This is a genomic window from Vibrio sp. Vb1026 (assembly GCF_033338745.1).
Taxonomy (GTDB): domain Bacteria; phylum Pseudomonadota; class Gammaproteobacteria; order Enterobacterales; family Vibrionaceae; genus Vibrio; species Vibrio alginolyticus.
This window is the reverse complement of the sequence record NZ_JAWOTH010000006.1, coordinates 115,025-139,977: the sequence shown is the minus strand read 5'-3', so window position 1 is coordinate 139,977 and position 24,953 is coordinate 115,025. Positions and strand designations below refer to the sequence as shown.

At 45.8% G+C, this 24,953-nt stretch carries 16 protein-coding genes; 8 read left to right on the top strand and 8 right to left on the bottom strand.

Annotated features, from left to right (window positions below; all coding sequences use genetic code 11):
• Nucleotides 1–60: 60 nt before the first annotated feature.
• A complete protein-coding gene (gene glpK, locus R7E47_RS11915) occupies nt 61–1,578 on the bottom strand; it encodes a glycerol kinase GlpK (protein WP_005380193.1) in 1,518 nt (505 codons plus the stop codon).
• Nucleotides 1,579–1,637: 59 nt separating this feature from the next.
• A complete protein-coding gene (locus R7E47_RS11910) occupies nt 1,638–2,492 on the bottom strand; it encodes an MIP/aquaporin family protein (RefSeq protein WP_005380195.1) in 855 nt (284 codons plus the stop codon).
• A gap of 896 nt (nt 2,493–3,388) precedes the next feature.
• On the opposite strand from R7E47_RS11910, the gene glpT reads away from it, so the two are divergent.
• Complete coding sequence (gene glpT, locus R7E47_RS11905) at nt 3,389–4,753, top strand: glycerol-3-phosphate transporter (RefSeq protein ID WP_005380199.1); 1,365 nt, start codon at nt 3,389–3,391, stop codon at nt 4,751–4,753.
• Nucleotides 4,754–4,809: 56 nt separating this feature from the next.
• Nucleotides 4,810–5,865, top strand: coding sequence for a glycerophosphodiester phosphodiesterase (glpQ, locus tag R7E47_RS11900; protein WP_005380201.1), 1,056 nt, complete (start codon nt 4,810–4,812; stop codon nt 5,863–5,865).
• Between the two features lie 69 nt (nt 5,866–5,934).
• Here glpQ and dapD read toward each other — a convergent pair whose 3' ends face one another.
• The gene (gene dapD / locus R7E47_RS11895; RefSeq protein WP_025768219.1) at nt 5,935–6,966 is read right to left on the bottom strand and encodes a 2,3,4,5-tetrahydropyridine-2,6-dicarboxylate N-succinyltransferase; all 1,032 of its coding nucleotides are present in this window, start codon (nt 6,964–6,966) and stop codon (nt 5,935–5,937) included.
• Nucleotides 6,967–7,412: 446 nt separating this feature from the next.
• Here dapD and R7E47_RS11890 point away from each other — a divergent pair, with 446 nt between their 5' ends.
• Both R7E47_RS11890 and R7E47_RS11885 read left to right on the top strand, forming a co-directional pair.
• Entirely contained in the window at nt 7,413–8,027 is a 615-nt protein-coding gene (locus R7E47_RS11890) for an AHH domain-containing protein (RefSeq protein ID WP_318084316.1), read from the top strand.
• On the top strand, nt 8,017–8,613 hold the full coding sequence (locus tag R7E47_RS11885) for a hypothetical protein (RefSeq protein ID WP_152560880.1): 597 nt from the start codon (nt 8,017–8,019) through the stop codon (nt 8,611–8,613). Before R7E47_RS11890 ends, R7E47_RS11885 begins: the two co-directional genes overlap by 11 nt.
• A gap of 57 nt (nt 8,614–8,670) precedes the next feature.
• On the opposite strand, the gene R7E47_RS11880 is transcribed toward R7E47_RS11885, so the two are convergent.
• Together R7E47_RS11880 and R7E47_RS11875 are read right to left on the bottom strand one after the other, a co-directional pair.
• Nucleotides 8,671–8,970: a YebG family protein gene (locus R7E47_RS11880; RefSeq protein WP_005380208.1), complete on the bottom strand. Its 300-nt coding sequence runs from the start codon at nt 8,968–8,970 to the stop codon at nt 8,671–8,673.
• A gap of 128 nt (nt 8,971–9,098) precedes the next feature.
• The gene (locus R7E47_RS11875) at nt 9,099–10,025 is read right to left on the bottom strand and encodes a LysR substrate-binding domain-containing protein (RefSeq protein ID WP_017636009.1); all 927 of its coding nucleotides are present in this window, start codon (nt 10,023–10,025) and stop codon (nt 9,099–9,101) included.
• Between the two features lie 109 nt (nt 10,026–10,134).
• Between R7E47_RS11875 and R7E47_RS11870 the strand changes: the two genes are divergently transcribed.
• The gene (locus tag R7E47_RS11870) at nt 10,135–11,109 is read left to right on the top strand and encodes a TDT family transporter (protein ID WP_017636010.1); all 975 of its coding nucleotides are present in this window, start codon (nt 10,135–10,137) and stop codon (nt 11,107–11,109) included.
• 75 nt (nt 11,110–11,184) lie between these two features.
• Here the strand turns inward: R7E47_RS11870 and R7E47_RS11865 are convergent, their stop codons facing one another.
• Nucleotides 11,185–13,008 (bottom strand): DUF3413 domain-containing protein, encoded by a 1,824-nt coding sequence (locus R7E47_RS11865; protein ID WP_318084315.1) that lies wholly within the window; start codon nt 13,006–13,008, stop codon nt 11,185–11,187.
• A gap of 252 nt (nt 13,009–13,260) precedes the next feature.
• Here R7E47_RS11865 and recC point away from each other — a divergent pair, with 252 nt between their 5' ends.
• The 3 genes from recC to recD all read left to right on the top strand — a co-directional run bounded on the left by recC (nt 13,261) and on the right by recD (nt 22,901).
• Nucleotides 13,261–16,752, top strand: coding sequence for an exodeoxyribonuclease V subunit gamma (gene recC, locus R7E47_RS11860; RefSeq protein ID WP_318084314.1), 3,492 nt, complete (start codon nt 13,261–13,263; stop codon nt 16,750–16,752).
• Between the two features lie 327 nt (nt 16,753–17,079).
• The gene (gene recB / locus R7E47_RS11855) at nt 17,080–20,754 is read left to right on the top strand and encodes an exodeoxyribonuclease V subunit beta (protein WP_318084323.1); all 3,675 of its coding nucleotides are present in this window, start codon (nt 17,080–17,082) and stop codon (nt 20,752–20,754) included.
• Nucleotides 20,754–22,901 carry an exodeoxyribonuclease V subunit alpha gene (recD, locus tag R7E47_RS11850; RefSeq protein ID WP_171344504.1) on the top strand — a complete coding sequence of 716 codons (2,148 nt, stop codon included), beginning with the start codon at nt 20,754–20,756 and terminating at the stop codon, nt 22,899–22,901. Before recB ends, recD begins: the two co-directional genes overlap by 1 nt.
• 34 nt (nt 22,902–22,935) lie before the next feature.
• On the opposite strand, the gene R7E47_RS11845 is transcribed toward recD, so the two are convergent.
• Together R7E47_RS11845 and argA are read right to left on the bottom strand one after the other, a co-directional pair.
• Complete coding sequence (locus R7E47_RS11845; protein ID WP_005380230.1) at nt 22,936–23,124, bottom strand: hypothetical protein; 189 nt, start codon at nt 23,122–23,124, stop codon at nt 22,936–22,938.
• A 416-nt stretch (nt 23,125–23,540) separates the two neighbouring features.
• Entirely contained in the window at nt 23,541–24,878 is a 1,338-nt protein-coding gene (gene argA, locus R7E47_RS11840; protein WP_318084313.1) for an amino-acid N-acetyltransferase, read from the bottom strand.
• Nucleotides 24,879–24,953: the final 75 nt, after the last annotated feature.

Genomic DNA, 24,953 nt, shown 5'->3' with positions numbered 1-24,953 from the left:
CGGGGATAAAGCGCAAAAAGAGCGCACAAATGGCGCTCTTTTTTTCTTATGGAGATGAGATTAATCTTCTTCGTCGTGAAGTTCAGACCAGGTTTGTGCACATTTCACTGCACGTTTCCAGCCCTTGTAACGACGATTGCGTTTTTCTTCATCATCGTGTGGCTCAAAGGTGCGATCAAGTACCGCTTTATTCTGCAACTCATCAATGCTATCCCAGTAACCAACGGCAAGGCCGGCAAGGTAGGCTGCACCAAGAGCGGTAACCTCAGTTACTTGAGGGCGGTGTACTTCTGTGTTCAATACATCGGATTGGAATTGCATGAGGAAGTTGTTCGCTACTGCACCACCATCGACGCGAAGGTTCGCAAGCTTAATGCCTGAGTCAGCTTGCATCGCATCCAGTACGTCACGAGTTTGATAAGCGATGCCTTCCAATGTTGCACGGATGATATGGTTTGAATTCACACCGCGAGTAAGGCCGACAATCGTGCCACGTGCGTAGGCATCCCAGTATGGAGCGCCTAAACCAGTAAATGCTGGCACGACATAAACGCCGTTTGATGTATCCACTTTTGTCGCGAAGTATTCAGAGTCTTCTGCACCGTTTAGGATTTTCAATTCATCGCGTAGCCATTGGATAGAAGCTCCACCCATGAATACGGCGCCTTCAAGTGCATAAGCTGGTTCGCCTGCAGGACCACAAGCCAAAGTAGTTAGAAGGCCATGTGTCGAAGTGACTTTTTCTTGGCCAGTATTCATTAGCAAGAAACAACCCGTACCGTAAGTGTTTTTCGCTTGACCCGCTTCAACACACATTTGGCCGTAAAGCGCTGCTTGTTGGTCACCTGCGATTCCAGAAATAGGAATACGAGTACCGCCTTTACCACCGATGTTGGTTTTACCGTAAATTTCCGATGAGCGCTTCACTTCTGGCATCATAGATGCTGGGATGCCAAGCTCATCTAACATTTTTTGATCCCAACATAGATCGTTGATGTTAAACAGCATGGTACGCGATGCGTTAGTGTAGTCGGTTACGTGAACGCGACCTTGAGTCATCTTCCAAACTAACCAAGTATCGACAGTACCAAACAACAGCTTACCTGCTTCTGCGTCTTCTCGTGCGCCTTCAACATTGTCCAGAATCCATTTAACTTTGGTACCGGAGAAGTAAGGGTCAAGCACCAAACCAGTGTTGTCACGTACATAGTTTTCGAGACCGCGTGCTTTTAAATCTTCACAGATATCAGCAGTACGGCGACATTGCCATACAATCGCATTGTAAACGGGTTTACCTGTTTCTTTGTTCCAGACGATAGTCGTTTCACGCTGGTTAGTAATACCGATAGCCGCTAATTGGTCGCTACGGATGCCAGACTTAGCTAGAGCTTCTACTAAGGTAGAGCTTTGTGTTGCCCAGATCTCCATTGGATCATGTTCAACCCAACCAGCTTCTGGATAAATCTGAGTAAATTCGCGTTGCGCGACGCTTACGATGTTCGCATCATGATCAAGAATCACTGCGCGAGAGCTTGTTGTACCTTGGTCTAGGGCAACAATGTATTTTTGCTCAGTCATGGTAAGAATCCTTTTGTTTCGTTATTTATATTTTAGTAAATGTTCGAGTTACGTCAGTTTTAAGCTCTAGCTTCTTCTGTTTCTTCTTCCGTCTCACATTGGTTTGGAATCGTGCAACCGTGACCTTGTTGTGGAAGGTAAGCGGCAATCGCTTTTGGATACAACCAACCACCAAAACACGCACCTGCAATCGGAGCAAGTAAAGGCACGATAAAGTAAGGAATGTCTTTAGCACCTGTCAGAGCGTAATCCCAACCAGCGAAGTAAGCGAACAGCTTCGGTCCAAAGTCACGAGCAGGGTTCATCGCAAAGCCTGTTAGTGGGCCAAGTGAACCACCGATGACGGCAATCAAAATACCGATCAATAGAGGGTTCATTGCGCCACGTGCCGCGCCGTTGTTTTCATCGCCCAGAGCCAGAATCGCAAACATCAGCACAGCAGTGATAACGAATTCCACAGCAAAAGCACCAAAGAAAGATAGGGAGGCATGCGGATAGGTTGAGAAGATACCAGCAGTTGCTAGTGCATCTTGGCTGCTGCGAACGAAGTTATGAGCGATTTCGTAGTCGGTGAAAAGGTTGCTGTATAAGCTGTAAACCAACGCAGCAGAACAGAATGCCCCAAGCATTTGCGCGATAATGTATGGCACCACTTTCGCCTTATCAAAACCATGGAACATAGCAAGTGCGATGGTAACGGCAGGGTTGATGTGTGCACCAGAGACGCCAGCCGTACAGTAAATCGCGATGGCGACACCGAAGCCCCATACAATACTGATTTCCCATTGTCCAAATGATGCGCCTGTTAGAACTAAGGCTGCAACACAGCCTACGCCGAAGAAAATAAGTAGTCCTGTACCGATAAACTCGGCCAAACATTCTCCGAGCAGAGAGGGGTGTTTGTTCGTTGTCATGTTAAAAGTCCTTTGATCATTTTTGCCTGTCTAGCACGATACTATTGTGCATATATAAACGTTTGCGAAAACAAACGAGCGTTAAAAATGAGCGTTTGAGCATAAATTTGTTAATCAAAGTCTTCGTTTTTGTTAAATGGCGCATCTTTTAACCGGAAAAGAACACAACGAAAATAATTTATTTGTCACGAGGCCAGTGTTGAGAGCGCTCAAATTACCGATGTGAAAAAGAATGCACAACTGGTAAGAGGAGTTTTGTGAAGCTGCTACGTGCTTGGAGATTTATTGCACAGAACTTGTGTAGCAATTAACCCTAAAGGAGTAGCGGAATGTCAAATGTATCAAGGGATAGCAGTGATATAAAAAATACGCTGTCATGTTTGGACTTTTAGAAACAATCGTCATCCCATTGGTACCAATAGGATGAGTTGATAAGAGAATAAACGCTGTTAATGTCTTGTGTTTGTGAATCATTGCTTCGGCTTGTATTCAAATAAAAATTGTTTTTTTTATTTCGTTTGATGCTAAACGTGATCGTTTTTCAGCTTTTTAGTTATTAGTTGGTTCGGAGCGAGTAGGGCAGGCGTAAATCGCCCTTTTTACGGTTAGTTTATGTTCTAATTCGAGCCTTTGTTTCAAAGGTTTCGAATTGGAATGCTCAAGTGAGAGGTTTGAACATCAGTTTCATATTAACGAATCTTGAGTAAAGTTGAACGATGATCTAATTAATGCTCATATAATTTACTGTATTTACTTATATTTAATCCATGTGCAACATTTGTCACAGAAATAAAATCCTAACTCCATACAATTCATGAACTTTCGAACGAAGATTTATTTTGTTTCGTTCGCTCCTTTTGTGTTTTTACCATCGCATACAAAATAATGAGGTTCCTATGTTTGGAATATTCAAACCTAAGGCGCACATTGATCGTCTGTCCCCTGGCAGCATCGATAGCACCTACTCTCGCCTCCGTTGGCAACTCTTTATCGGTATCTTTGTTGGCTACGCCGGTTACTATCTAGTTCGTAAAAACTTCAGTTTGGCGATGCCTTATCTTATCGAGCAAGGCTTTAGCCGCGGAGACTTAGGTGTCGCCTTGGCAGCTGTTTCCATTGCATATGGTCTCTCTAAGTTTCTAATGGGCAGCGTTTCAGACCGCTCCAACCCTCGCTATTTCCTTAGTGGCGGCCTATTGATGTCTGCATTAGTGATGTTTTGCTTTGGCTTTATGCCATGGGCGACTGGTAGCGTCACTGCGATGTTCATTTTGCTTTTCTTAAACGGTTGGTTCCAAGGGATGGGGTGGCCTGCTTGTGGCCGAACCATGGTGCACTGGTGGTCACGTAAAGAGCGTGGTGAGATCGTTTCGGTTTGGAACGTGGCGCACAACGTGGGTGGCGGCTTGATTGGTCCACTATTTATTCTTGGCCTGTGGGCATTTAATGATGATTGGCGCACTGCATTTTATGTTCCTGCATTTTTCGCCACGTTGGTTGCTGTGTTTGTTTGGATGACGGTTCGCGATACCCCTCAGTCTTGTGGTCTGCCTCCGATTGAAGAGTACAAAGACGATTACCCAGATGACTATGACAAGTCCCATGAACAAGAAATGACAGCGAAGGAAATCTTCTTCAAATACGTCTTCAACAACAAACTTCTTTGGTCGATTGCAATTGCAAACGCATTTGTTTACCTAATTCGTTACGGCGTACTGGACTGGGCACCTGTTTACCTAAAAGAAGCGAAGGATTTCTCGGTAGATAAATCGTCATGGGCTTATTTCTTATACGAATGGGCTGGCATTCCAGGAACACTATTGTGTGGTTGGATCTCTGACAAATTGTTCAAAGGTCGTCGTGCACCTGCTGGTATCTTATTTATGGTGCTAGTGACAGTTGCAGTGATGGTTTATTGGTTTAACCCTGCGGGCAACCCAACAGTAGATATGATGGCGCTTATTGCAATTGGCTTCCTAATCTATGGTCCGGTTATGCTGATCGGTTTGTACGCACTTGAACTCGCTCCGAAGAAAGCCGCAGGTACTGCCGCTGGTCTTACTGGTTTGTTTGGATACCTGGGTGGGGCAGTTGCCGCAAACGCGATTTTGGGCTACACCGTAGACCACTTTGGCTGGGATGGTGGCTTTATCATCTTAGTGGGTTCTTGTATTACTTCTATCGTGTGTTTGATGTACGCCTTCTTAGGTGAACGTGCGCACCACGAGCAAAAAGAGCGCGAGAAGGAAGCGCTAGCGTAATATTTATTTAAAGAGGCAGTGGAATACTGCCTCTTCGCTTTATCAAGGAAATAACAATGAAAACAAAGTCAGTATGTCTTACTTTTTTAGCACTTAGCCTCTCTGCTGGTGCGATTGCGAAGCCGCTTGTCATTGCGCACCGTGGCGCATCGGGCTACTTGCCTGAGCACACGCTAGAAGCCAAAGCACTTGCTTACGCAATGAAACCTGACTACATAGAGCAAGATGTGGTAATGACGAAAGACGACCAGTTGGTCGTGTTGCATGACCATTATCTCGATCGCGTAACGGATGTTGCGGAGCGTTTTCCTGATCGTGCACGTAAAGATGGTCGTTATTACGCGATTGATTTCACTCTGGCGGAAATCAAATCCTTGCGAGTTACCGAAGGGTTCAACATCGATGAGAAAGGCAACAAAGTAGCGGGCTATCCAACCCGATTCCCTATGTGGAAATCTGACTTCACCGTGCCGACGTTTGCTGAAGAGATTGAGCTGATCCAAGGCTTAAACAAAACGCTGGGTTATGACATCGGTATTTACCCAGAAATTAAAGCGCCTTGGTTCCATCGTCATGAAGGTAAGGACATTTCTAAAGCAGTACTTAAAGTCTTGAAGCAGTACGGTTACGGCTCTCAAGACGACAAAGTCTACCTTCAGTGTTTTGATGCGAATGAACTTCAACGCATCAACAGTGAACTCATGCCTGCAATGGACATGGACTTAAAGCTCGTTCAGCTTATGGCTTACACGGACTGGAACGAAACTATGGTGTACAAAGGCGACAAGGCAACACCATACAGTTATGACTGGATGTTCGAAGCCGACGGAATGAAGAAAGTAGCGAGTTACGCGGAAGGAATTGGACCTTGGAAGCCGATGCTGGTGGATGATAAGTCAACCAAAGACAATATCATCATCAAGCCGTTGATGAAGGCTGCAAAAGACGCTGGCTTGCAAGTGCATCCATACACGTTCCGCGCCGATCCCGGACGCATTCCAGCGTACACTGACAGCTTTGAAGGCATGATGGATGTGTACTACAACCAAGTAAAAGTGGATGGTTTGTTTACTGATTTCCCAGATAAAGCGGTCAGCTTTTTAAATCAGTAATCACGCATTTTGACTTAAGCTAAAAAATCCCCCAACAGTTTCCTGCTGGGGATTTTTCTTAACTACTTATTAGTTGTTTTTATGCAGTTCGCTGTTCAGTTCAACCGCGCTCTTGTTTGCAAGACACTCAATTTGACCTGTTACAGAGTTACGACGGAACAGTAGGTCAGAAACACCAGCAAGATCGCGTGCTTTCACCACTTCGACTTCTTGACCGTCAGAATCTAGCATGCGTACTTTAGAACCAGCAGTTACGTATAGACCTGATTCGATAGTACAACGGTCACCCATTGGGAAGCCAAGACCTGCGTTCGCGCCTAGTAGCGAGTTTTCACCTATAGAAACCACAACTTTACCGCCGCCAGATAGCGTACCCATGATAGATGCGCCGCCGCCGATGTCAGAGCCGTTACCAACCACTACACCAGCAGAGATGCGACCTTCAACCATGCTCACGCCAGTTGTACCTGCGTTGAAGTTGATGAAGCCTTCGTGCATTACCGTTGTGCCTTCGCCAACGTGTGCGCCAAGACGTACGCGAGAAGTGTCAGCGATACGAACGCCAGTTGGTACCACGTAGTCCACCATTTTAGGGAACTTGTCTACGCAATCTACGCTTAGTGCACGACCCGCTAGGCGAGCTTCGATTTGACGCTCTGCCAGTTCAGGTAGGTCGATTGGACCTTCGTTAGTCCATGCGATGTTGTGTAGTAGACCGAAGATACCGTCTAGTACCGTGCCGTGCGGTTGAACTAGGCGGTTAGAGATAAGTTGAAGTTTTAGGAAGCCTTCAGCAACGCTTTGTGGCTGCTCGTCAGTTGCAAGGATAACCAGTACAAGTGGTTGTGCTGATTCTGCTGCTTTTGCTGCGAAAGAAGCGTTTGCCGCATCGCCGTTTGCTTCAAATGCTGCTGCCAGTTCTGCGCTTTGTGCTGCAGAGATCTCGATAGCTTGGTTGCCTTGCTCGTAACCTGCTACTGCTGCTAGTGCGTTAACAAGCGCTTCGCTTGGGTTAAGAACTGGGTTTGGGAAAAACGCTTCGATGATTTTGCCGTCGCGGTTTTTAGTTGCCGTACCAAAGGCTAGAGAGAAGAAAGCCATAGTTGATCTCCATGTGTTGAGTCTTGTGTCTCGTCTGTTCACTGACAAGAAATAATTAAGTTGTCAGTCATCATAAAGAGAGTGTTGGGGAGTTTAAAGAGGGGAAATGGAGAAAGTCCGTAGATGGATACCTTTTGTCTTTTTAGAGATATGTTTGTCTGATGAGAAATGTGGCTACGAGGTGGTCTATTGGGGGAGTTTTGCTGAAACGATAGAAGGCAGTTTCTTGTCTCGGCTCTAGAAAGAAAGGGCGTTTTCCTATTCTGGCGAGTTCTTTCGAGATACAGAGGTATGTTTTTAATTGTTTAGAACAAGGTGTCGTATAAGTTCAAATAAATTTGGCGCAAGCTTGAGGCGGCTCGGTTTTGAGATAAATAATTCTTTATATTCATATTGATTCATATTAAGGTTGATCTACGTTTTTAAGCATTTTCAATGAGATCAGTATGGGTAAAAAAGTCGTTACGGTTACAACGTCTGAGCTGGAAAGAGATTTGTTTAATGTGACTGGTGATAAGTTATTCGCTTCCAAGCAAGCTTCGCAATTTCAAATATTTTATGCAGGTTCAGTGATAGATTCTATTAAGTATAAGAGAGGGGTGATATCCAAAGATGATCTTTTACTTAATCAACATATAAGGTGGGAGCATAATAAGGCCCATAGTTATCGCTTGTCCAAAAACATCCTTAAAAAAACAGGGCAATGTCGTCCTAAGAATGTAGCTGCTCATCATATTGTATCATGGAAAGACATTAGAGCTGCAAAGTCCAGAATGAGGCTATCAGCATTTCGAATCGATATAGATAGTGCGGAAAATGGTGTATTTTTACCAAGATGGAATAAACATGTGCCCCATTCGCAAATGGTTGAAGCTTATTCTCACTCCTGTATCCATACTTCATTTTACTATTTGAACGTTGAACATTTACTTGAAAATACGATTGCTCAGGATGCAGATAGAGAAGATATCGTTGAGGTTTTAGAGGATATTGGAGACGACTTGAAAATGGGCATGTTTCCAATAACCAGAAAAATAAGGGCGAATGAAATTGCAGTTTAAAAAACAAACTTTTACTAAGGTATTTGGTATTCAGCCAGATGTGGATAAATATTTATATCTAGAGCACACGAGCCTATTGGGTTTAGACGACGTGAATAATGAAGTTTTACCAATATTCAATGGAGCTTCAAAAATATCAACTTGGCAACCATTGACACTTGATTGGCTCCGGCATGATGATTCCGATGACTTAATAAAACCAATGATTGCTGCCTGGGGTAGCTGTACGTACGTAGTTCGCCATGATATTGCGAGCTTGTTCAAAGATACGCTCGGAGATTGTTGTGAATTCCTACCTGTAAATGTGGATAACTCCATTTGGTATGCACTTAATGTGACTTCTAAATTGGATGCATTACATACTGAACTGTGCGAGATAAACTACAAGCCAAATGGCAGAGTTCATAGAACTAGACCATATAAGCGTTTTGTTATTGATCGTGCTAAAGTTTCAACCCCGAGGCTCTTCAAATTAAGTGGTTCTCCAATAAGCATCTATACTTCAAATATCGACAATAGCTTTTTAAATCTAGTGACTAAAAACGAGTTTACCGGGGTTAGTTTTTATGAAATAGAGAGTGTTTAACTTCAGGAATAAAAAAACGCCGCATAATGCGACGTTTTTTCTAAACAAATGAGAGGCTTATGCAGCGTCTTCTTGCTCGCTATCTTCTTCAACAGCTTCAAGCTTCTTTGCTTTTTTTGGTGCAGGTTTACGTTTTGCACCAAGAGCGTAAAGCACTTCTTCTTTGTTTTGCGCAAGGAACATTGCAAGATCTTCTTGCTTACCTTCGTCTTCTAGAAGTTCACTTTTACCCAGCAGTGAGAATAACTCGTCTGCCATATCCAGCATTTTGTCGTATGCGTCAGCTTCCGCTTTAGAGGTAAAAGTCATTTTCTCTTCTCCATTGCGTTCTACCACGTACTTGACGATTACAGCCATGGTTGGTCCCCTAATTTGGTGTATTGATACTGGCTTTTTATACAGTTTTTGACCAATCAAGTCTAGCGACAAGCCTCAGAATGAGAGACACGTACAACTAACTGACTAGCATTTAAACTATCTTGGTTTCACTTTGCGGATTTGTCCGCCAAAGGAAGGTTTGTTGGTCGCTCCCAATCTTGGCAAAATTCGATAAACGTTTTGAGCAATGGGCTTTGATATTTCTCTTTATGAACCAGTAACCAGAAGCGACGTTTCATATCTAAAGGCATGTCGAGCAGTTTTACGCGGCCGTCACGAATAGCAGGTTCTGCAGACAAACGTGACAAACAGCCCAAGCCTAACCCTGCCGATACTGAGTTGATCAACGCTTCGGTGGTATTGAGCTGAAAAGCTTCATGCCAATGTTCCAAGCGCGGCGCGACAACGCGCATAAAAAATTCGCGTGAACCAGAGCCTGCCTCTCGCAATATCCATTCACTGTTTTCTAGCTCGGTTAAGTTTACTGGCCCTTCGTGCGCGGCTGGGGAATTGGGCGCGCAAATCACGCACATTTCATCTTCGCTAAACTGGGTAGACTGCAATTCAGGGTGAAGTGTTTTGCCTTCAATGAGGGCTATGTCTAACTCGTAATCGGTCAGCATGTCGCAGATTTGTGCGGAGTTAGAAATGAACAGACTTTGAGAACGATGGTTCGTTTGCTGACGAAATTCGCTAAGCAAATAGGGCGCGACTTGGTTGCCAATGGTGTCGCTGGCACCAATGCGAAGTTGGCCCGATAGCGCTTGGTCACCATCGAAAATGCTCTCGATGTCCTTGGCTCGGTTGAGTAATTCATCCGCCAGTGGCAGTAGTTTTTGACCTTCTTGGTTCAAAATCAGTCGGTTATTAACACGATCAAATAAGTGATGGCCGATCTGCTTTTCTAATTCTGAGAGTGCCATGCTCACTGCGGCTTTCGATAAAAAGAGACTATCAGAAGCCGCTGTGAGCGTTTTGTGCTGCGTGATCGTCGTAAACACTTTCAGTTGTTTAAGAGAAATGTGACTTGCCATACCCCACCGTTAAGTAATTCTGAACGTTTGTTTTAAATAATTAGATATATCGGAACGAAGTGCAAGCGTATTATACGTCTCATCAAGAGTGAGTCTGGTTGAGGTCATCATGATTCAAAGAACAAAAGCAAAAGTAATGGGAGCGCCAACTCCAATGGCGGGTTTGGCTCTTGGTATTGCAAGCTTGGGCTGGAGTTGGGAAAACTTCGCCGAATTACATGGCTACGGACAGTGGATTAGTGCGGGTATCGCGAGCATATTGTTGGCTATATTGGCAACCAAGTTTTTGCTACATAATCATCTATTGAGACAAGATCTTGCTCATCCGGTTGTGGGCAGCGTGGTTCCGACATTTGCGATGGGCACTATGGTGGTATCGAACTCTCTCGGCCATTTTTACCCATTAGCTGGCGATGCGCTTTGGCTGATTGCGGTGGTTTTGCACATCGTATTCTTGGTGAGCTTTGTTTACCATCGCGCCAAAGATTTTGAATTGCACCACATGGTTCCTAGTTGGTTTGTACCGCCTGTGGGTATCATCGTTGCGGATGTGTCTTTCTCTGGCAACCCTATGTTAGCACCAGTGGCACAAGGTGCATTGATGTTTGGTATGGTGGCGTACGCGATCATGTTGCCGATGATGATTTACCGTTTCATGTTTACCCATGAAATTCCGGATGCAGCAAAACCAACCATGGCAATTATGGCGGCGCCAGCAAGTCTATCATTGGCAGGGTACTTAACGGTCACTGCGACACCATCACCAGTGATCATCGCTATGCTATTTGGTATCGCGGTATTGATGACAGCCATCATATATCTCGCGTTCTTTAAATTGCTTAGACTGCCATTCAGCCCTGGCTATGCAGCGTTTACCTTCCCGATGGTGATCGGTGCGACGGCGCTGTTTAAAATGGCGAATTGGATGGAGTTGCAAGGATTGGCTGCGCACTATGTTCAACAAGTGCGAGGCTTAGCTGGTCTTGAGTTGATTGTGGCAACATTTGTTGTCTCTTATGTGGCCTTACAATACATCAACAACTTGTTGATTCAGCCACGCTTGATGCACGCTCATCACGCTTAAATAGCAGATAGGAAAAAGCCTCTTGGTCTTACAACCAAGAGGCTTTTTTATTTCAATCGGCGTCGATGTTGGACGCTAGCCTTTTTTGTAAAATCGCGACATCTCATCCAGAGAATGACGAATGATATCGACAGGAACTTTCTGTTCTTTCTCGACTTTTAGCTGGCGATTCAGTTGCTGAGAGTGCCCGCCAGGGTTGACCACAAGCATCAGTTCTTTGCCGACCAATGCATAGTTGTAGTAGCTGCCTGCAATATACCAATCGCGAGAGGCAGAGCTATCAAACAAGTTATGACCAACGCTGTATGAACTCGTTGTGCCTTGAACGTCAAACAGCGTATTCATCATGGTTGGCACGACGTCAAAATGGATCGTGCGGTAATCAACTTGCTCTGGCTGACGATTTGGCATGTACACGTAAAGAGGCACATGCACTTGAACGTCACTGTAATTACCCGTGTGGCCCCAATAGTTCATCTTATGGTCATTAAACTCTTCACCATGATCTGATGAAATCACCACAATGGTGTTGTCTAAGTCGACGTTTTTCAGCACATCACCAATCAAGCTGTCGATGTAGTACAACGAGTTCTTGTATCGATTGTGGTAAAGCGAAGCGTCAAAATCGTTGTTGAGCAAAATGTGGTCAACGCGTTCCCAGTATGGTTTGAATTTCGCAAATTCAGGTTCAGGAAACACCGTGCCGTGGGCGGCATCGTAGAACAGAAAACCAAAGTACGGCTTGTCGCTGTCCTGCTTTTGGAACTCGATGAACTTGTCTGTTATCTGCTGATCGCGCTCGACAGCTGTTTCCCCAGTTTGTTTCAGGGTCAAATCCGACACTTTTTTGAATACCGTGCGAGAGAGTGGCGGACTGGTGAGCGGTGCTGAGCCAAAAATGCCCATGCGGTAGCCTTCTGCTTGCAGCGTATCCATAAACACAGGAGAGCGTTGACTTGCGTAAAAGCTTTCCCAGTAGGTCGCGGGCAAGCTGTAAAACAGGCTGAAAATACCCGCTTGAGTTGAGTTGCCGCCGCTCATATGTTGTGTGAAATTCACCGTTTTTTCGGCGAACTTGCTGACATTTGGCATGACTTCCGGCGTCGCATCACTGTAGCGCCACGCGTCAACCAAGATAAACAAAACATTGGGCTGTTTCTCTTTGCTTTGCACTTGAATCGGCGCAAGCGGGTAGTTGAGTGAGCTACGTTCAATGTTGGTTAACTCTACGCGGTTCTTCGATGCAATGTTCTCATCCACTAGGTCGTGTTTGTAAATAAATTTACGAGCCGTCAGCGGGTAGTAAAGTGGCCAGTTATTCGAAAACTGACTGACTTCATCGTCGTAAAGTGCGTTTTTGTACGCATGAATCATCTGTGTGCTAAGCAATACAGCAAACCAAACGCTGATCAAAACGAACTTAGCTCGGCTTTCTGACAGTTGATTACTTACCCAAACGGTACAGGCGAGCCCGATCACCAGAACGGCAACTTCACTGACGAAGATAAGCCAACTCATCCAAGAAATATCGAAGACATCACCGCCACCTTCGAAAAACATACGGATTAATAGGGCGTTGATGTGAAGTTTGTATTGCTGAAAAACGAGGATATCGACTTTAAACATGATCAATAGACAGATCGCGATAGCGATCACGATACCTTTGAATGCTCGAGTCGGTAGAAAAGAGAGCAATAAACTCAACAACATAAATGGAAGAGCGATCAAGCCCAGCCAGCCATATTGAGTCGAAACCAAATAGTAACCTTGCAACAAGGTTAGCGGTTCATTCTGATTGTTAGACAACACAAAAGGATAACAAGCGATCGACAGGTACACTGCAAAGCAAGCAAAAAAAGCAATCAGCCAAGCGCTGTTGGAAGACAGTTTGCGAAACATACTTTTTGTTTGTTTATAAATTATGGGTAGAGGGAGTATAAAACAGTGTTTTTTATTATGGAATAGTTGCGACGAATGTCACATTTTGTATGGAAGTGTCAGACTTGATTGACATGTGAAAATTCAGAAGATTCATACTCTATTTGAGTGATATATAACCTTTTGTTTTTTCCGAACGCGAGATCACTGCGGGTTTAAATAGGGCTGTGCTAAGCTAGCTAACAGTTTCAATCGGCGCTCGGTATTCCCAATTTGTTTACTGTTTATCACTCCAACCAAGTTGACGTTCTTAAATCACTCCTTGTCGAACTGATTCGAATCAGTCCGCTGGAAAACCCGTTCGAAAAAGAACAAATTCTGGTTCAAAGTCCAGGCATGTCCCAGTGGCTAAAAATGGAATTGGCCAAAGAGTTTGGTGTTGCCGCGAACATTGATTTTCCGCTCCCTGCGACTTTCATTTGGGAAATGTTTACGCAGGTATTGCCAGACGTGCCAAAACGCAGTGCGTTTAACAAAGAAGCGATGACGTGGAAGTTGATGCATTTGCTTCCGGGGCTTCTCAACCAAGAGGTGTTTTCGCCGTTAGCGCAGTACCTCAAAGATGACAGTGACCACTCTAAGCTGTATCAGCTGGCTGAGAAAATTGCCGATATTTTCGATGGTTACTTGGTGTATCGTCCGGAATGGATCGCAAGTTGGGAAGCCGGGAAGAGTGTGGCAGAGTTGGAAGATGAGCATCCGTGGCAGCCGATCTTATGGCAAGCGTTGTATGATCACACTGTGTCGTTAGGGCAGTCTCCATATCACCGTGCCAACCTTTATGAGCACTTTATCGACACGTTAGCGAGTTTTAACGGCAATTTTGACCATTTACCCAAGCGTTTGTTTGTTTTTGGCATTTCTTCGTTGCCGCCTCGCTATATGGATGCGCTAAAAGCAATTGGCGAACACATCGACGTGCATCTGATGTTCACTAACCCTTGTCGTTATTACTGGGGTGAAGTTCGAGATCGCAAATATCTGGCTCGTTTGGCGGCGAAACATCGTCAGCACGTTGTGTGGCAGGACGATCACTCGGAAGTGCAAGGTGAAACTGAGCAACTGAAAGGATCACTGGAAGATAATGTGATCGATGAGCTGCACACCGATGTGGTCGGAAACAGTCTGTTGGCGTCCATGGGTAAACTCGGGCGCGACAATATGTATCTGTTGTCTCAGCTGGAATCTCATGAAATTGAAGCCTTTGTTGATGTTGAGCGCGACAGTCTGCTCCATCAATTGCAAGCGGATATTCTCAATCTTGAAGAACATCAAGATGACCAACAGATTGAAAACAGTCATCACAAACAAGTGGTTAGCTTGGGTGATAAATCACTGAGCCTACACGCTTGTCACAGCCCGATGCGTGAAGTGGAAGTGCTGCATGATCAACTATTGGCGATGTTCGATGCTGACTCAACGTTAAAACCGCGCGATATTATCGTGATGGTCGCGGACATCAACGCTTACAGCCCTGCGATTCAGGCGGTCTTTGGTAACGCACCGGGTGAGCGTTTTATTCCCTATTCGATTTCTGACCGAACCGCCGATCAAGAGAGCCCAATTCTGGCCGCATTTATGCAGTTGGTGAACTTACCCAATACGCGCTGTTTGGCATCAGAACTACTCGAACTTTTGGAAACTCCGGCGATATTAAAGCGTTTTGAACTCAGCGAAGATGATTTCTTACAAGCCAAACAATGGGTTGAGGAATCGGGGATTCGCTGGGGGTTGGATGCCAATACCGGACGCGAATTTGAACTGCCGGAAACCCGTCAAAACACATGGCAATTTGGTATTCAACGCATGTTGCTTGGCTACGCGATGCCAGAATCCGCAGGTTTGTTTGAAACCGAGCAAGGCAGTTTATCTCCGTACAACGAAGTGCAAGGCATGGGTGCAGAGCTGGCGGGCAAGTTGGCACACTTTATCCAACAAATTAGCACTTATCGAAGCAAACTTTCTCATGTTCAGACTATTGATGGTTGGCGAGAGACTTTGGTTTCACTGCTGGATGACTTCTTCTCAGTTGAGTTAGAAGGCGAAATGGCGCTCAAATCCATTCGCGATACGCTCAGCCAACTCAAAGAGCAATTAGCTGATGCCGCATTTGATGATGCGTTGTCGCCGTCGATCATCAGCCAATACCTTCAAAACAAATTATCTGGCACACGAGTCAGCCAGCGCTTCCTGGCTGGTCAAGTGAACTTTTGTACCCTGATGCCGATGCGCTCTATTCCGTTTAGAACCGTTTGTCTACTGGGGATGAATGACGGCGTGTACCCACGCTCCATGCCGCCAGAAGGCTTTGACTTGATGACCGGAAGAACCAAACCGGGCGACCGTTCGCGTCGAGATGATGACCGTTACCTATTCCTCGAAGCAATGCTATCGGCACAGCAAACGCTCTACATCAGTTATGTTGGCCGTTCAATCCAAGACAATACCGAGCGAGTACCTTCGGTTCTGGTTTCTGAGCTGATGGAATACTGCCACCAAAACTATTGTTTAAGTGGTGATGAAGCGTTGCCCGTTGATGAGCCTGGCGACAACTTATTAAATGCGTTGGTGAATACCCACGCCATGGTGCCGTTTAGCCCAAGTGCGTTCCAAGGCATGCACGCCAGCTACGCGAAAGAGTGGATTCCAGCGGCATTAACTCAAAGTAGTCAATCGCAAGGCTATGTTCGTCGTGATTTTAATCGGGCATTAGACGACTATCTGTTAGGAGCGACGTTCCCACTTGAGCTCGACTTAGTCGAGTTGCAACGTTTCTGGCGCTTACCTGTGCAGTATTTTTTCAATCGTCGTTTAAAAGTAATCTTTGAACCGCCACTACCGGTGATGGAGGACGACGAACCCTTTGTTTTAGGTGGTTTGGAGAGCTATCAAATGCGTGATGAGCTGTTAGAAACCTTGCTTGAAACGACATTGATGCAGCCAGAGAAAAAAACAGAGGTACTTAAACACTTTATGAGTCAACAGCGCGCGCAAGGCAAACTGCCGGTGGGGGCGTTTGGTGATATCGAATTTGAAACTAACCGAGTTCAGGCGGAAGAGCTGGTGGATAAACTGGCGTTTTTATCTGGTGCGCCTCAAGACGATTTGGAAATCGACCTGACGTTTGATTCCTTGTTTGAGCGAAATGAAGGCGAAGAGAAAAACGTTCGCCTAACAGGTTGGCTGACTCAATGCTACCAATCCGGTTTGATTCGCTATAGAAGCGGTAAGATTCGCTCGCAGGATTACCTTGCTGCGTGGATCGATCACCTTGCCATGTCGGCGTCGGGTCATGCTAAGAAAACTCACATCATTGGTTACGATCGTAAAGAAGGCGCGCTGCATTTGATCTACCCAGAAATTGCCGATGCGCAGTATGCCAAACAGCTACTGACTGAATTAGTTCGCTTATTTTTCGAAGGCATGACTAAGCCTTTGCCTTATTTCCCGAAAACGGCGTTGGCTTGTGTTGAAGCGGGCTTTAGCCGCGGTCAGTGGGTAGATTACGAAGAGAAATCTTTGAAGAAAATGGCTGACGCATTCAATGATGGCTTCATGAGCCCGGGCGAAGGCAGTAATGCGTACATCTCTCGAATTTGGCCTGCTTGGAATGATGAGTTGGCCTCAGAAGTTCGTTTGCTGACAGCATTAGTACTGCAAGGTGCGCGCTTAGCGGTTCAAGACGCTGATGATGTAAAAGCGTAATAAAGACAGCTGGATAAAGAGAAGGAAGAGTAGGGTGGCCGCCAGAAAATCATTATTTTTTGTAGGGCGTTCGCTGTACGGCCACAAGGTCAGAGGGACCATGATACTTTTGTTTAATTCATTTGAGTTGTGCCGCCAAAAAGGTTTGGCTTATCTCGTGGGGCGCATACTAACGGTACGTCTTATGGATAACCGTGAGAAAGATCTCACAAAGCTCTAAATTATCCAACTTGTTAAACATATTAATAGAATTTTTAACTATAGATCACATTTATTAGGTGATACGTCCTAGTAAATAATCCGGAGAGATTCAGCGTTATGGATCAAATGTCAGGTGCAGAGTGTCCTCTACATACGTTAGACCGCACAGAGCAACCTCAACCAACGCCACTAGAACCGATGACGTTTCCTCTGCACGGTGCGAGGTTAATCGAGGCATCAGCAGGTACAGGTAAAACCTTCACTATTGCAGGTTTATATCTGCGTCTTTTGCTTGGTCATGGCAGCGCGGAAACTCGACATCGCGTACCGCTTACGGTCGACCAAATTCTGGTTGTAACCTTTACCGAAGCGGCAACTGCGGAATTACGCGATCGTATCAGGGCAAGAATCCATGATGCGCGAATCGCGTTTGCGCGTGGACAGAGTTCCGACCCGGTGATCCAACCTTTGCTTAATGAGTTTGACGATCACAAGCAAGCCGCAGAAATTTTATTGCAGGCAGAGCGTCAGATGGACGAGGCGGCGGTCTACACCATTCACGGTTTTTGCCAACGTATGCTAACGCAAAATGCGTTTGAATCTGGCAGCCGATTTAATAACGAGTTTGTGACCGATGAAAGTCACCTAAAAGCGCAAGTTGTAGCCGATTACTGGCGCCGCAATTTCTACCCGTTGCCATTTACCTTGGCTGGAGAAATTCGCCAGCTATGGGGCTCTCCATCTGCGTTGTTGTCTGACATCAGCAATTACTTAACTGGTGCGCCGTTAAGCCTTTCTGTTCCAGCAATGAAAGGCAGTTTGGCTGATCTTCATACTGAAAATTTGAAAAAAATTGATGAATTAAAAGCACAGTGGCGAGAAAGCCAAGATGGCTTCTTAACGCTGATTTCGTCTTCAGATGTAAATCCGAGAAGTTACAACAAAAAGTCTCTGCCGACGTGGTTGGAGGCGGTAAGCGCTTGGGCTGCAACGGAAACTACAGGTTACGATTATCCAGACAAGCTGGAGAAATTCGCGCAAAACGTCTTGTTGGAAAAAACACCGAAAGGCAGTGCGCCGCAGCATGCGGTATTTGAAGCCATTGAAACATTTCTTGCCAATCCAATCAGCTTAAAAGCGCCACTGCTTGCTCATGCGATTGAGCATTGTCGTGCAATGCTGGCCAACGCGAAAAATCAAAAACAGTGGCTCTCTTTCGATGATTTGCTGACGCAACTTTCTGCTTCTATCGATACGGACGAAAGCGAGCTTTTAGCGGCGCGTATTCGTACTTTGTATCCCGTCGCAATGATTGACGAGTTCCAAGATACCGACCCGCTTCAATACAGTATTTTCAGCCGTATTTATCTGAATAATCCGGAATGTGGTTTGTTTATGATCGGTGATCCCAAGCAGGCGATTTATGGCTTTCGTGGCGCAGACATTTTCACTTATATCAAAGCGCGTAACCAAGTAAGTGCCCACTATACGTTAGGAACCAACTGGCGTTCTAGCGCAGATATGGTGCAGGCGGTAAACCAAGTATTTGCTTTGCCAGACAGTCCATTTATCTATGATTCAGATATTCCGTTCTTACCCGTTAAGTACAGTCCCAATGCCGAAAAACGCATTTGGACTATGGGTGGCCAAAAGCAACCGGCGCTGACTTATTGGTTGCAAGAAGCGGACGATAAACCGCTACCAAAAGGCGAGTATTTGACTCGAATGGCAGAGGCGACTGCAAGCCAAATCCAAACTATTTTGACGCAGGCTCAACAGGGGCAAGCGTGTCTGGTGAATGGCGAAAAACAGAAAGCGGTTCAAGCGGGCGATATCGCGGTGTTGGTTCGAACAGGTAGTGAAGGTCGAATGATCAAACAAGCGCTGGCTGAACAAGGCATTGCCAGCGTGTACCTGTCTAACCGAGACAGTGTGTTTACCAGTTCAGTGGCGCAGGATCTACAGCGTTTGCTGCAAGCGGTGCTGACTCCAGAAAATGACCGTGCGCTGCGTGCAAGTCTTGCCTCTGAGCTGTTTGCCCTTGATGCAGCAAGTTTGGATGCACTTAATAACGATGAAATTGTGTGGGAAAACGCCGTAAACGAATTCAAAGAATATCGCAAACTTTGGGTTCAGCGTGGTGTGCTGCCGATGCTGCGGGCGGTGATCAGCAAACGCCATATTGCCGAGCGATTACTAGAAGAAGGCGCGAGTTCACAGGGTGAAAATGGTGAGCGAGTGCTTACCGATTTAATGCACATCGGTGAACTGCTTCAACAAGCCAGTAATGAACTGGACAGCGATCACGGTCTACTGCGTTGGCTCGCTCAGTCTATCAGTGATGCGGAAAACGGTTTGGGTGGCAGTGATGACCAAATCCAACGTTTAGAATCGGAACGTAACTTAGTGCAGATCGTAACTATTCACAAATCAAAAGGCTTGGAGTATGACCTCGTATTTCTGCCGTTTGTGTTCAGCTATCGAGAAGCCAGTGAAGCCAAATATTACGATGCAGCCAATGACCGCACGGTACTGGATATTACTGGCAACGATGCGTCCATGAAGCACGCGGATAAAGAGCGTTTGGCGGAAGACTTACGCTTGATATACGTAGCACTAACGCGAGCTGTGTATGCGTGTTTTATCGGTGCCTCACCTTTGCGCAATGGCCGTTCGACCAAAGAGCCAACTGGTGTACACCGCAGTGCGATTGGCTATTTGATTCAAAATGGTCAAGAAGGTGGCATTAACGATTTGCAACAAGGTTTAACAAAGCAACAAGACGAGCTTGATTGTGTCGTTGTGGCCGATCCGCCGCAGCAACTCGAAGAGAAGTACGTAGCGCCACAAGAAGAAATACACGATCTTAGCGCGAAAGAGCTGCAAAACCCTATCGATAGAAACTGGCGCATCACCAGTTATTCTGGCTTGGTCAAGCAAGGCTCTCATCACGCCGAGCATGATGCCACGATTGAGATTACGGGTTTTGATATCGACTCATCTGAAGAGCAAGACGAAGCGGATTTGGTGGAGCCAGAGCGCTCTATTTTTACCTTCCCTCGTGGTGCGCGTCCGGGTACGTTCCTGCACAGCTTGTTTGAGGAAGTTGAATTTACTCAGCCAGCCACTACGGAAGAGAATACACAAATCATCCTTGGCTTGATGGAAAGCGAACAGCTCGATGAAGAGTGGCTACCTATTTTACAGCAATTGATTGATACCGTACTCGCAACGCCGTTGGATGGTAAGTCTTTGCTGCTGAATCAAAAAGCACCGTCGCAACGTTTGGTGGAGATGGAATTTTTGCTGCCGATTGAAGTTTTGTCTGCACCGGCGTTAAACCGAGTCATTCAACGTCACGATCCGTTGTCGGCGAAAGCGGGGGATTTAGGTTTCCAAACCGTGCAAGGCATGCTCAAAGGTTTTATCGACTTGGTGTTTGAACATCAAGGTAAATACTACGTGCTTGACTGGAAATCGAATCATCTTGGCGACGATGTGACGCACTATCATGGTGAGGCTCTGAAATCGGCGATGGCAGATCACCGCTACGATTTGCAGTACCAGATTTATGCGTTAGCCCTGCATCGTTTCCTACGCAGCCGATTGGCCAATTATGATTATGAACAGCACTTTGGTGGCGTGTATTACTTGTTCTTGCGCGGCATGGATGGGCAGAGTGACCACGGCATTTTTGCCGCGAAACCAACTTTCGAGTTCTTACAAGAGATGGATCGTTTGATTGATGGTCAAGTACTTGAAACGCGCTCAACTCAAGCCGGGCAGATGGAGCTACTTTAATGACGACAAATCACAATCTTCATTCTGACCAAGATAGCCTATTGGTAGTGTTGGAACGCTTGGCGCACAAAGGTGCTATTCGTCAGCTCGACTACCAATTCGCCTGTTTTATTGATTCTCAAACGCATGATGAACAGTCGGACAGCCAAGCACTGGCGTTTATCGCTGGTGTTGTCAGTAGTGAGCTTGGTAAAGGACATATCTGTCTGTCTCTGTGCGATGCACAAGGGCAAACTACGGATTTAGCCAGTAAGCTAGGGCTGTTTGGTGAGTCGGCATTGGCGCTTAACACACAGTTGCAAGGCATAGACTGGATTCAAGTATTACAAAATTCCAGCGTGGTCGGCGCGCAAGGAGAAGCCTTGCCTTTAATGTTCGATGGTGAGCGTCTGTATCTGCATCGCTATTGGCATTATGAAGTGACACTGGCGGAAAAGCTCAATCAGCTGGGCGCCGCAGTTAACTTGCAACCACAAGAGTTTGCGCGATTATCGGAGTTGCTCAACCATCTGTTCGCACGCCAATACCATTTTCTGTTTAACGCGTTGGGCAAAGCAGTAGAAGCGGGAAGCAGCAACCAAGTGTTGCGTCAGCAATTGGTGTGTGACCACCTTGATGTGGTCGCAAGCGAATCGTTGGATTGGCACGCCATTGATTCCGTGCTTAGCAATGCGCGCAAGGTTCAAGATTTGCAAATACTGGATGAACTCGTGCCACTCTCAGCTTGTGTGAACTGGCAAAAAGTCGCGGCGGCGGTTGCGTTAACTCGTCGATTTGCTGTGATTTCTGGTGGCCCTGGTACGGGTAAAACGACGACAGTAACCAAATTGCTTGCTGCTTTGATTGAACAGGCGACGCAAGAGAAAAATCTAACCATCAAGCTGGTGGCCCCGACGGGGAAAGCGGCGGCGCGATTAACCGAGTCCATTGGTAAAGCGGTGCAAGAGCTGCCAGTTTCTCCGGAGCTAAAAGCCAAAATTCCGACTGAATCGAGTACCTTACATCGGTTGCTGGGTGCGATTCCTAATAGCGCAGAATTTCGTCACAACAAGCAAAATCCACTGCATTTGGATATTTTGGTTATCGACGAAGCGTCGATGGTCGATTTACCAATGATGTATAAAGTGGTCGATGCCTTACCGAAACATGCGCGGCTGATTTTGCTAGGTGATAAAGATCAACTTGCCTCAGTTGAAGCAGGGGCAGTGTTGGGTGATATCTGTTCGTTCCATGCGTTGGGTTATGGCAAAGAGCAGGCGTCAGCCATCGCAAAACTGACGGGCTTCGATACTTTAGCCCATACGGGTAACAGTGCATCTAGCATTGCTGATAGTTTATGTATGCTGCAAAAGAGCTACCGATTTGACGCTCGCTCAGGCATTGGTCAGTTGGCAAAAGCGGTTAATTCCGGTTCTGCTGCGAGCGTAGATAACGTCTGGGCGCGTGACTTTTCCGATATCGAACATTTCGCACTAAGTAGTCAACATTACAACCAAATGATGCAGACGTTGGTGCAGGAATACGGTCGTTACCTCAAACGCATTGGACAACAGGAAACTGATCCTAAAACCGGAGAGCCAGAGTCGCTAACGCACAAAGCCAAAGCGGTGTTAGATACCTTCAACCAATGCCGACTGCTGTGCGCGATCCGTGAAGGTGACTTCGGTGTGGCTGGGCTAAACCAACGCATTGAGAAAGCGCTCGCGGCGCGCAAGTTCATTCAAGTTCAGGATGAAATTTGGTATCACGGCAGACCCGTCATGGTTACGCGTAATGATCACGGTTTAGGTTTGTATAACGGTGATATTGGTATTTGCATGCGAGATGACAGTGAAGAAGAACCGCGTTTGAAAGTCTTTTTCGAGTTACCTGACGGCAGTGTGAAATCGGTCTTGCCAAGCCGAGTACCTGAACATGAAACGGCTTACGCTATGACCATCCATAAATCGCAAGGCAGTGAATTTGATTACACCCTGATGATTTTGCCACCAGACTTTAGCCCGATATTAACCCGTGAGTTGATTTACACAGGCATTACCCGCGCGAAAAAGCGTTTAGCTCTTTACGCCGAACTCAATGTTCTGAAGCGAGGCATTAAGGTGAAAACCACTCGCGCGAGTGGGTTAGTAAAGCGGCTTACCAACTAAAACAAGAAGACCGAGCTTATGGCTCGGTCTTCTTTTATGCATGTTTTGCAAACGCATTGGTAAAAGACACGCTGCGTATTTTGTATTGCTGTTGATAAGCAAGAATAAAATCTCGGATAGCGTCATTTACGGGGAAAACACAGTGGACGTCTAGGCCTTCTAAAAACTGATTGTCAGCCATATCCCAGAAGCTTTGAAGCGAATTACAAATGATTGTTCTCATAACAGTGCTCGTCTCGGCTTATTTAAAGTCAGATTAACAACTGTCCTTGGTGTGCAATACGGAGCTAACTAGTTTTTCAATTGCCCAGTATTTTAGGGTGAAGGCTAATTACATCACCTAGATCCATTCGTATTGGTTAAAAACCAATCACTAGCGAGCAGAGTATAGCCAACCAAATGTATATTTAAAAGATAAAATTGGAACAAAAATCAAGCAATGGTTTGCGCATTTCTAAGTTGGGTTTACATGATGACCCGCTAGTCCGGAGTAGGGTTTATGTGTGGCCTTACTCCTCAACAAACTCGTTCCTAAACAAGCTCGATGTGCAGGGTTGAGCGTTAATGAACTAAATCCTGCCCTTTGAGGTTAGTTGGTATAGTGGAACGTTAAGTTTCGCTCCCTGATTTAAGGTTAAGCTATAAATCTAACGCTAAGATTTTGGACTTACGCTGGAAGTTATATAACCCTTGTTTGGCTCCAGGCAAATAGTCGACACTGACTTCGTAAAAACCTTGCTCTCTGAACCAATGCAAACTGTGTGTCGTGAGGACAAAAATCTGATCAATGGTTTCGGATTTAGAACGATGTTTCATGTAGTTGAGCAGTAACAAACCTCGGTTTCCATCACGATAGTCAGGGTGAATCGCTACGCAAGCCATCTCAGCTTTACGCTCTTCTGGGTATGGATAAAGGGCAGCACAGCCAATAATCAAGCCGTCTTTTTCGATGATGGTAAATTTTCCAATCTCTTGCTCTAGCTGCTCTCGAGAGCGCCTAACCAGTACACCTTGTTCTTCTAACGGGCGAATGAGGTCTAAGATACCGCCAATATCGTCAATATTAGCTTGCCTCACTTGTTCAGCACTCGCCATAACAACTTGGGTACCGATACCGTCGAAAGAGAACAACTCCTGAATTAAGGCGCCATCTACTTTATAACTGATCAAGTGGCTACGAGGTACTCCGGCACGGCAAGCGGCAATAGAGCCTTTAAGAAAGCGCAGTGTCCCAGTGTTGTAATCTAGGTCAGGAGACGTATTTTCAGAAAGTGTTTTGATGACATGCTCCGCCTCAATTGGTAGTAACTCGGCGACAGCATTGCCGTTGTCATCAATGACACCTTGTTCGGAGCAAAAACCAATCAGCTTATCCGCACCCAGCTTTATCGCTAGTTGGGTGGCGACTTCTTCCGATAATAAATTGAAGCACTCGCCAGTCACAGAGCTAGCAATGGGACCTAGCAGAACAATTGAACCTTGATCAAGAGTGCGGTTGATAGCATCGGTGTCAATGCGGCGAATGCGTCCACTATGGCAATAGTCCACACCATCATCAACGCCGAGTGGCTGAGCAATGATGTAGTTTCCGCTAACGACATTGAGCTGGGTTCCTGCCATCGGAGTGTTGTTGAGGCTCATTGATAGGCGCGCAGTAATCGCAAGTTGAAGTTGTCCGGCAGCTTGCATAACAACAGATAAAGCCGATTCATCCGTAATGCGGATATTTTTGTGGTAAGGCGTAGTGAGGTCTTGTTTTTCTAGCAGCTGATTAATTTGAGGACGTGCACCATACACCACCACGACTTTGATTCCGAGGCTGTGCATGAGTGCGATATCATTAATAATATTGCCAAAATTTTTGTGTGCGACGGCTTCTCCGCCCAGCATGATCACCATGGTTTTTCCGCGGTGAGCATTGACATAAGGTGTTGATTGACGGAATCCTTTTACGAGAGCAGTATTACGAATTTTCACTACAGCCATTCCTTTGTTTAATTATGTTAAAATAATGCCTTTTTATTCACTTTGTGGCAAGGTGAAATTTTGGAA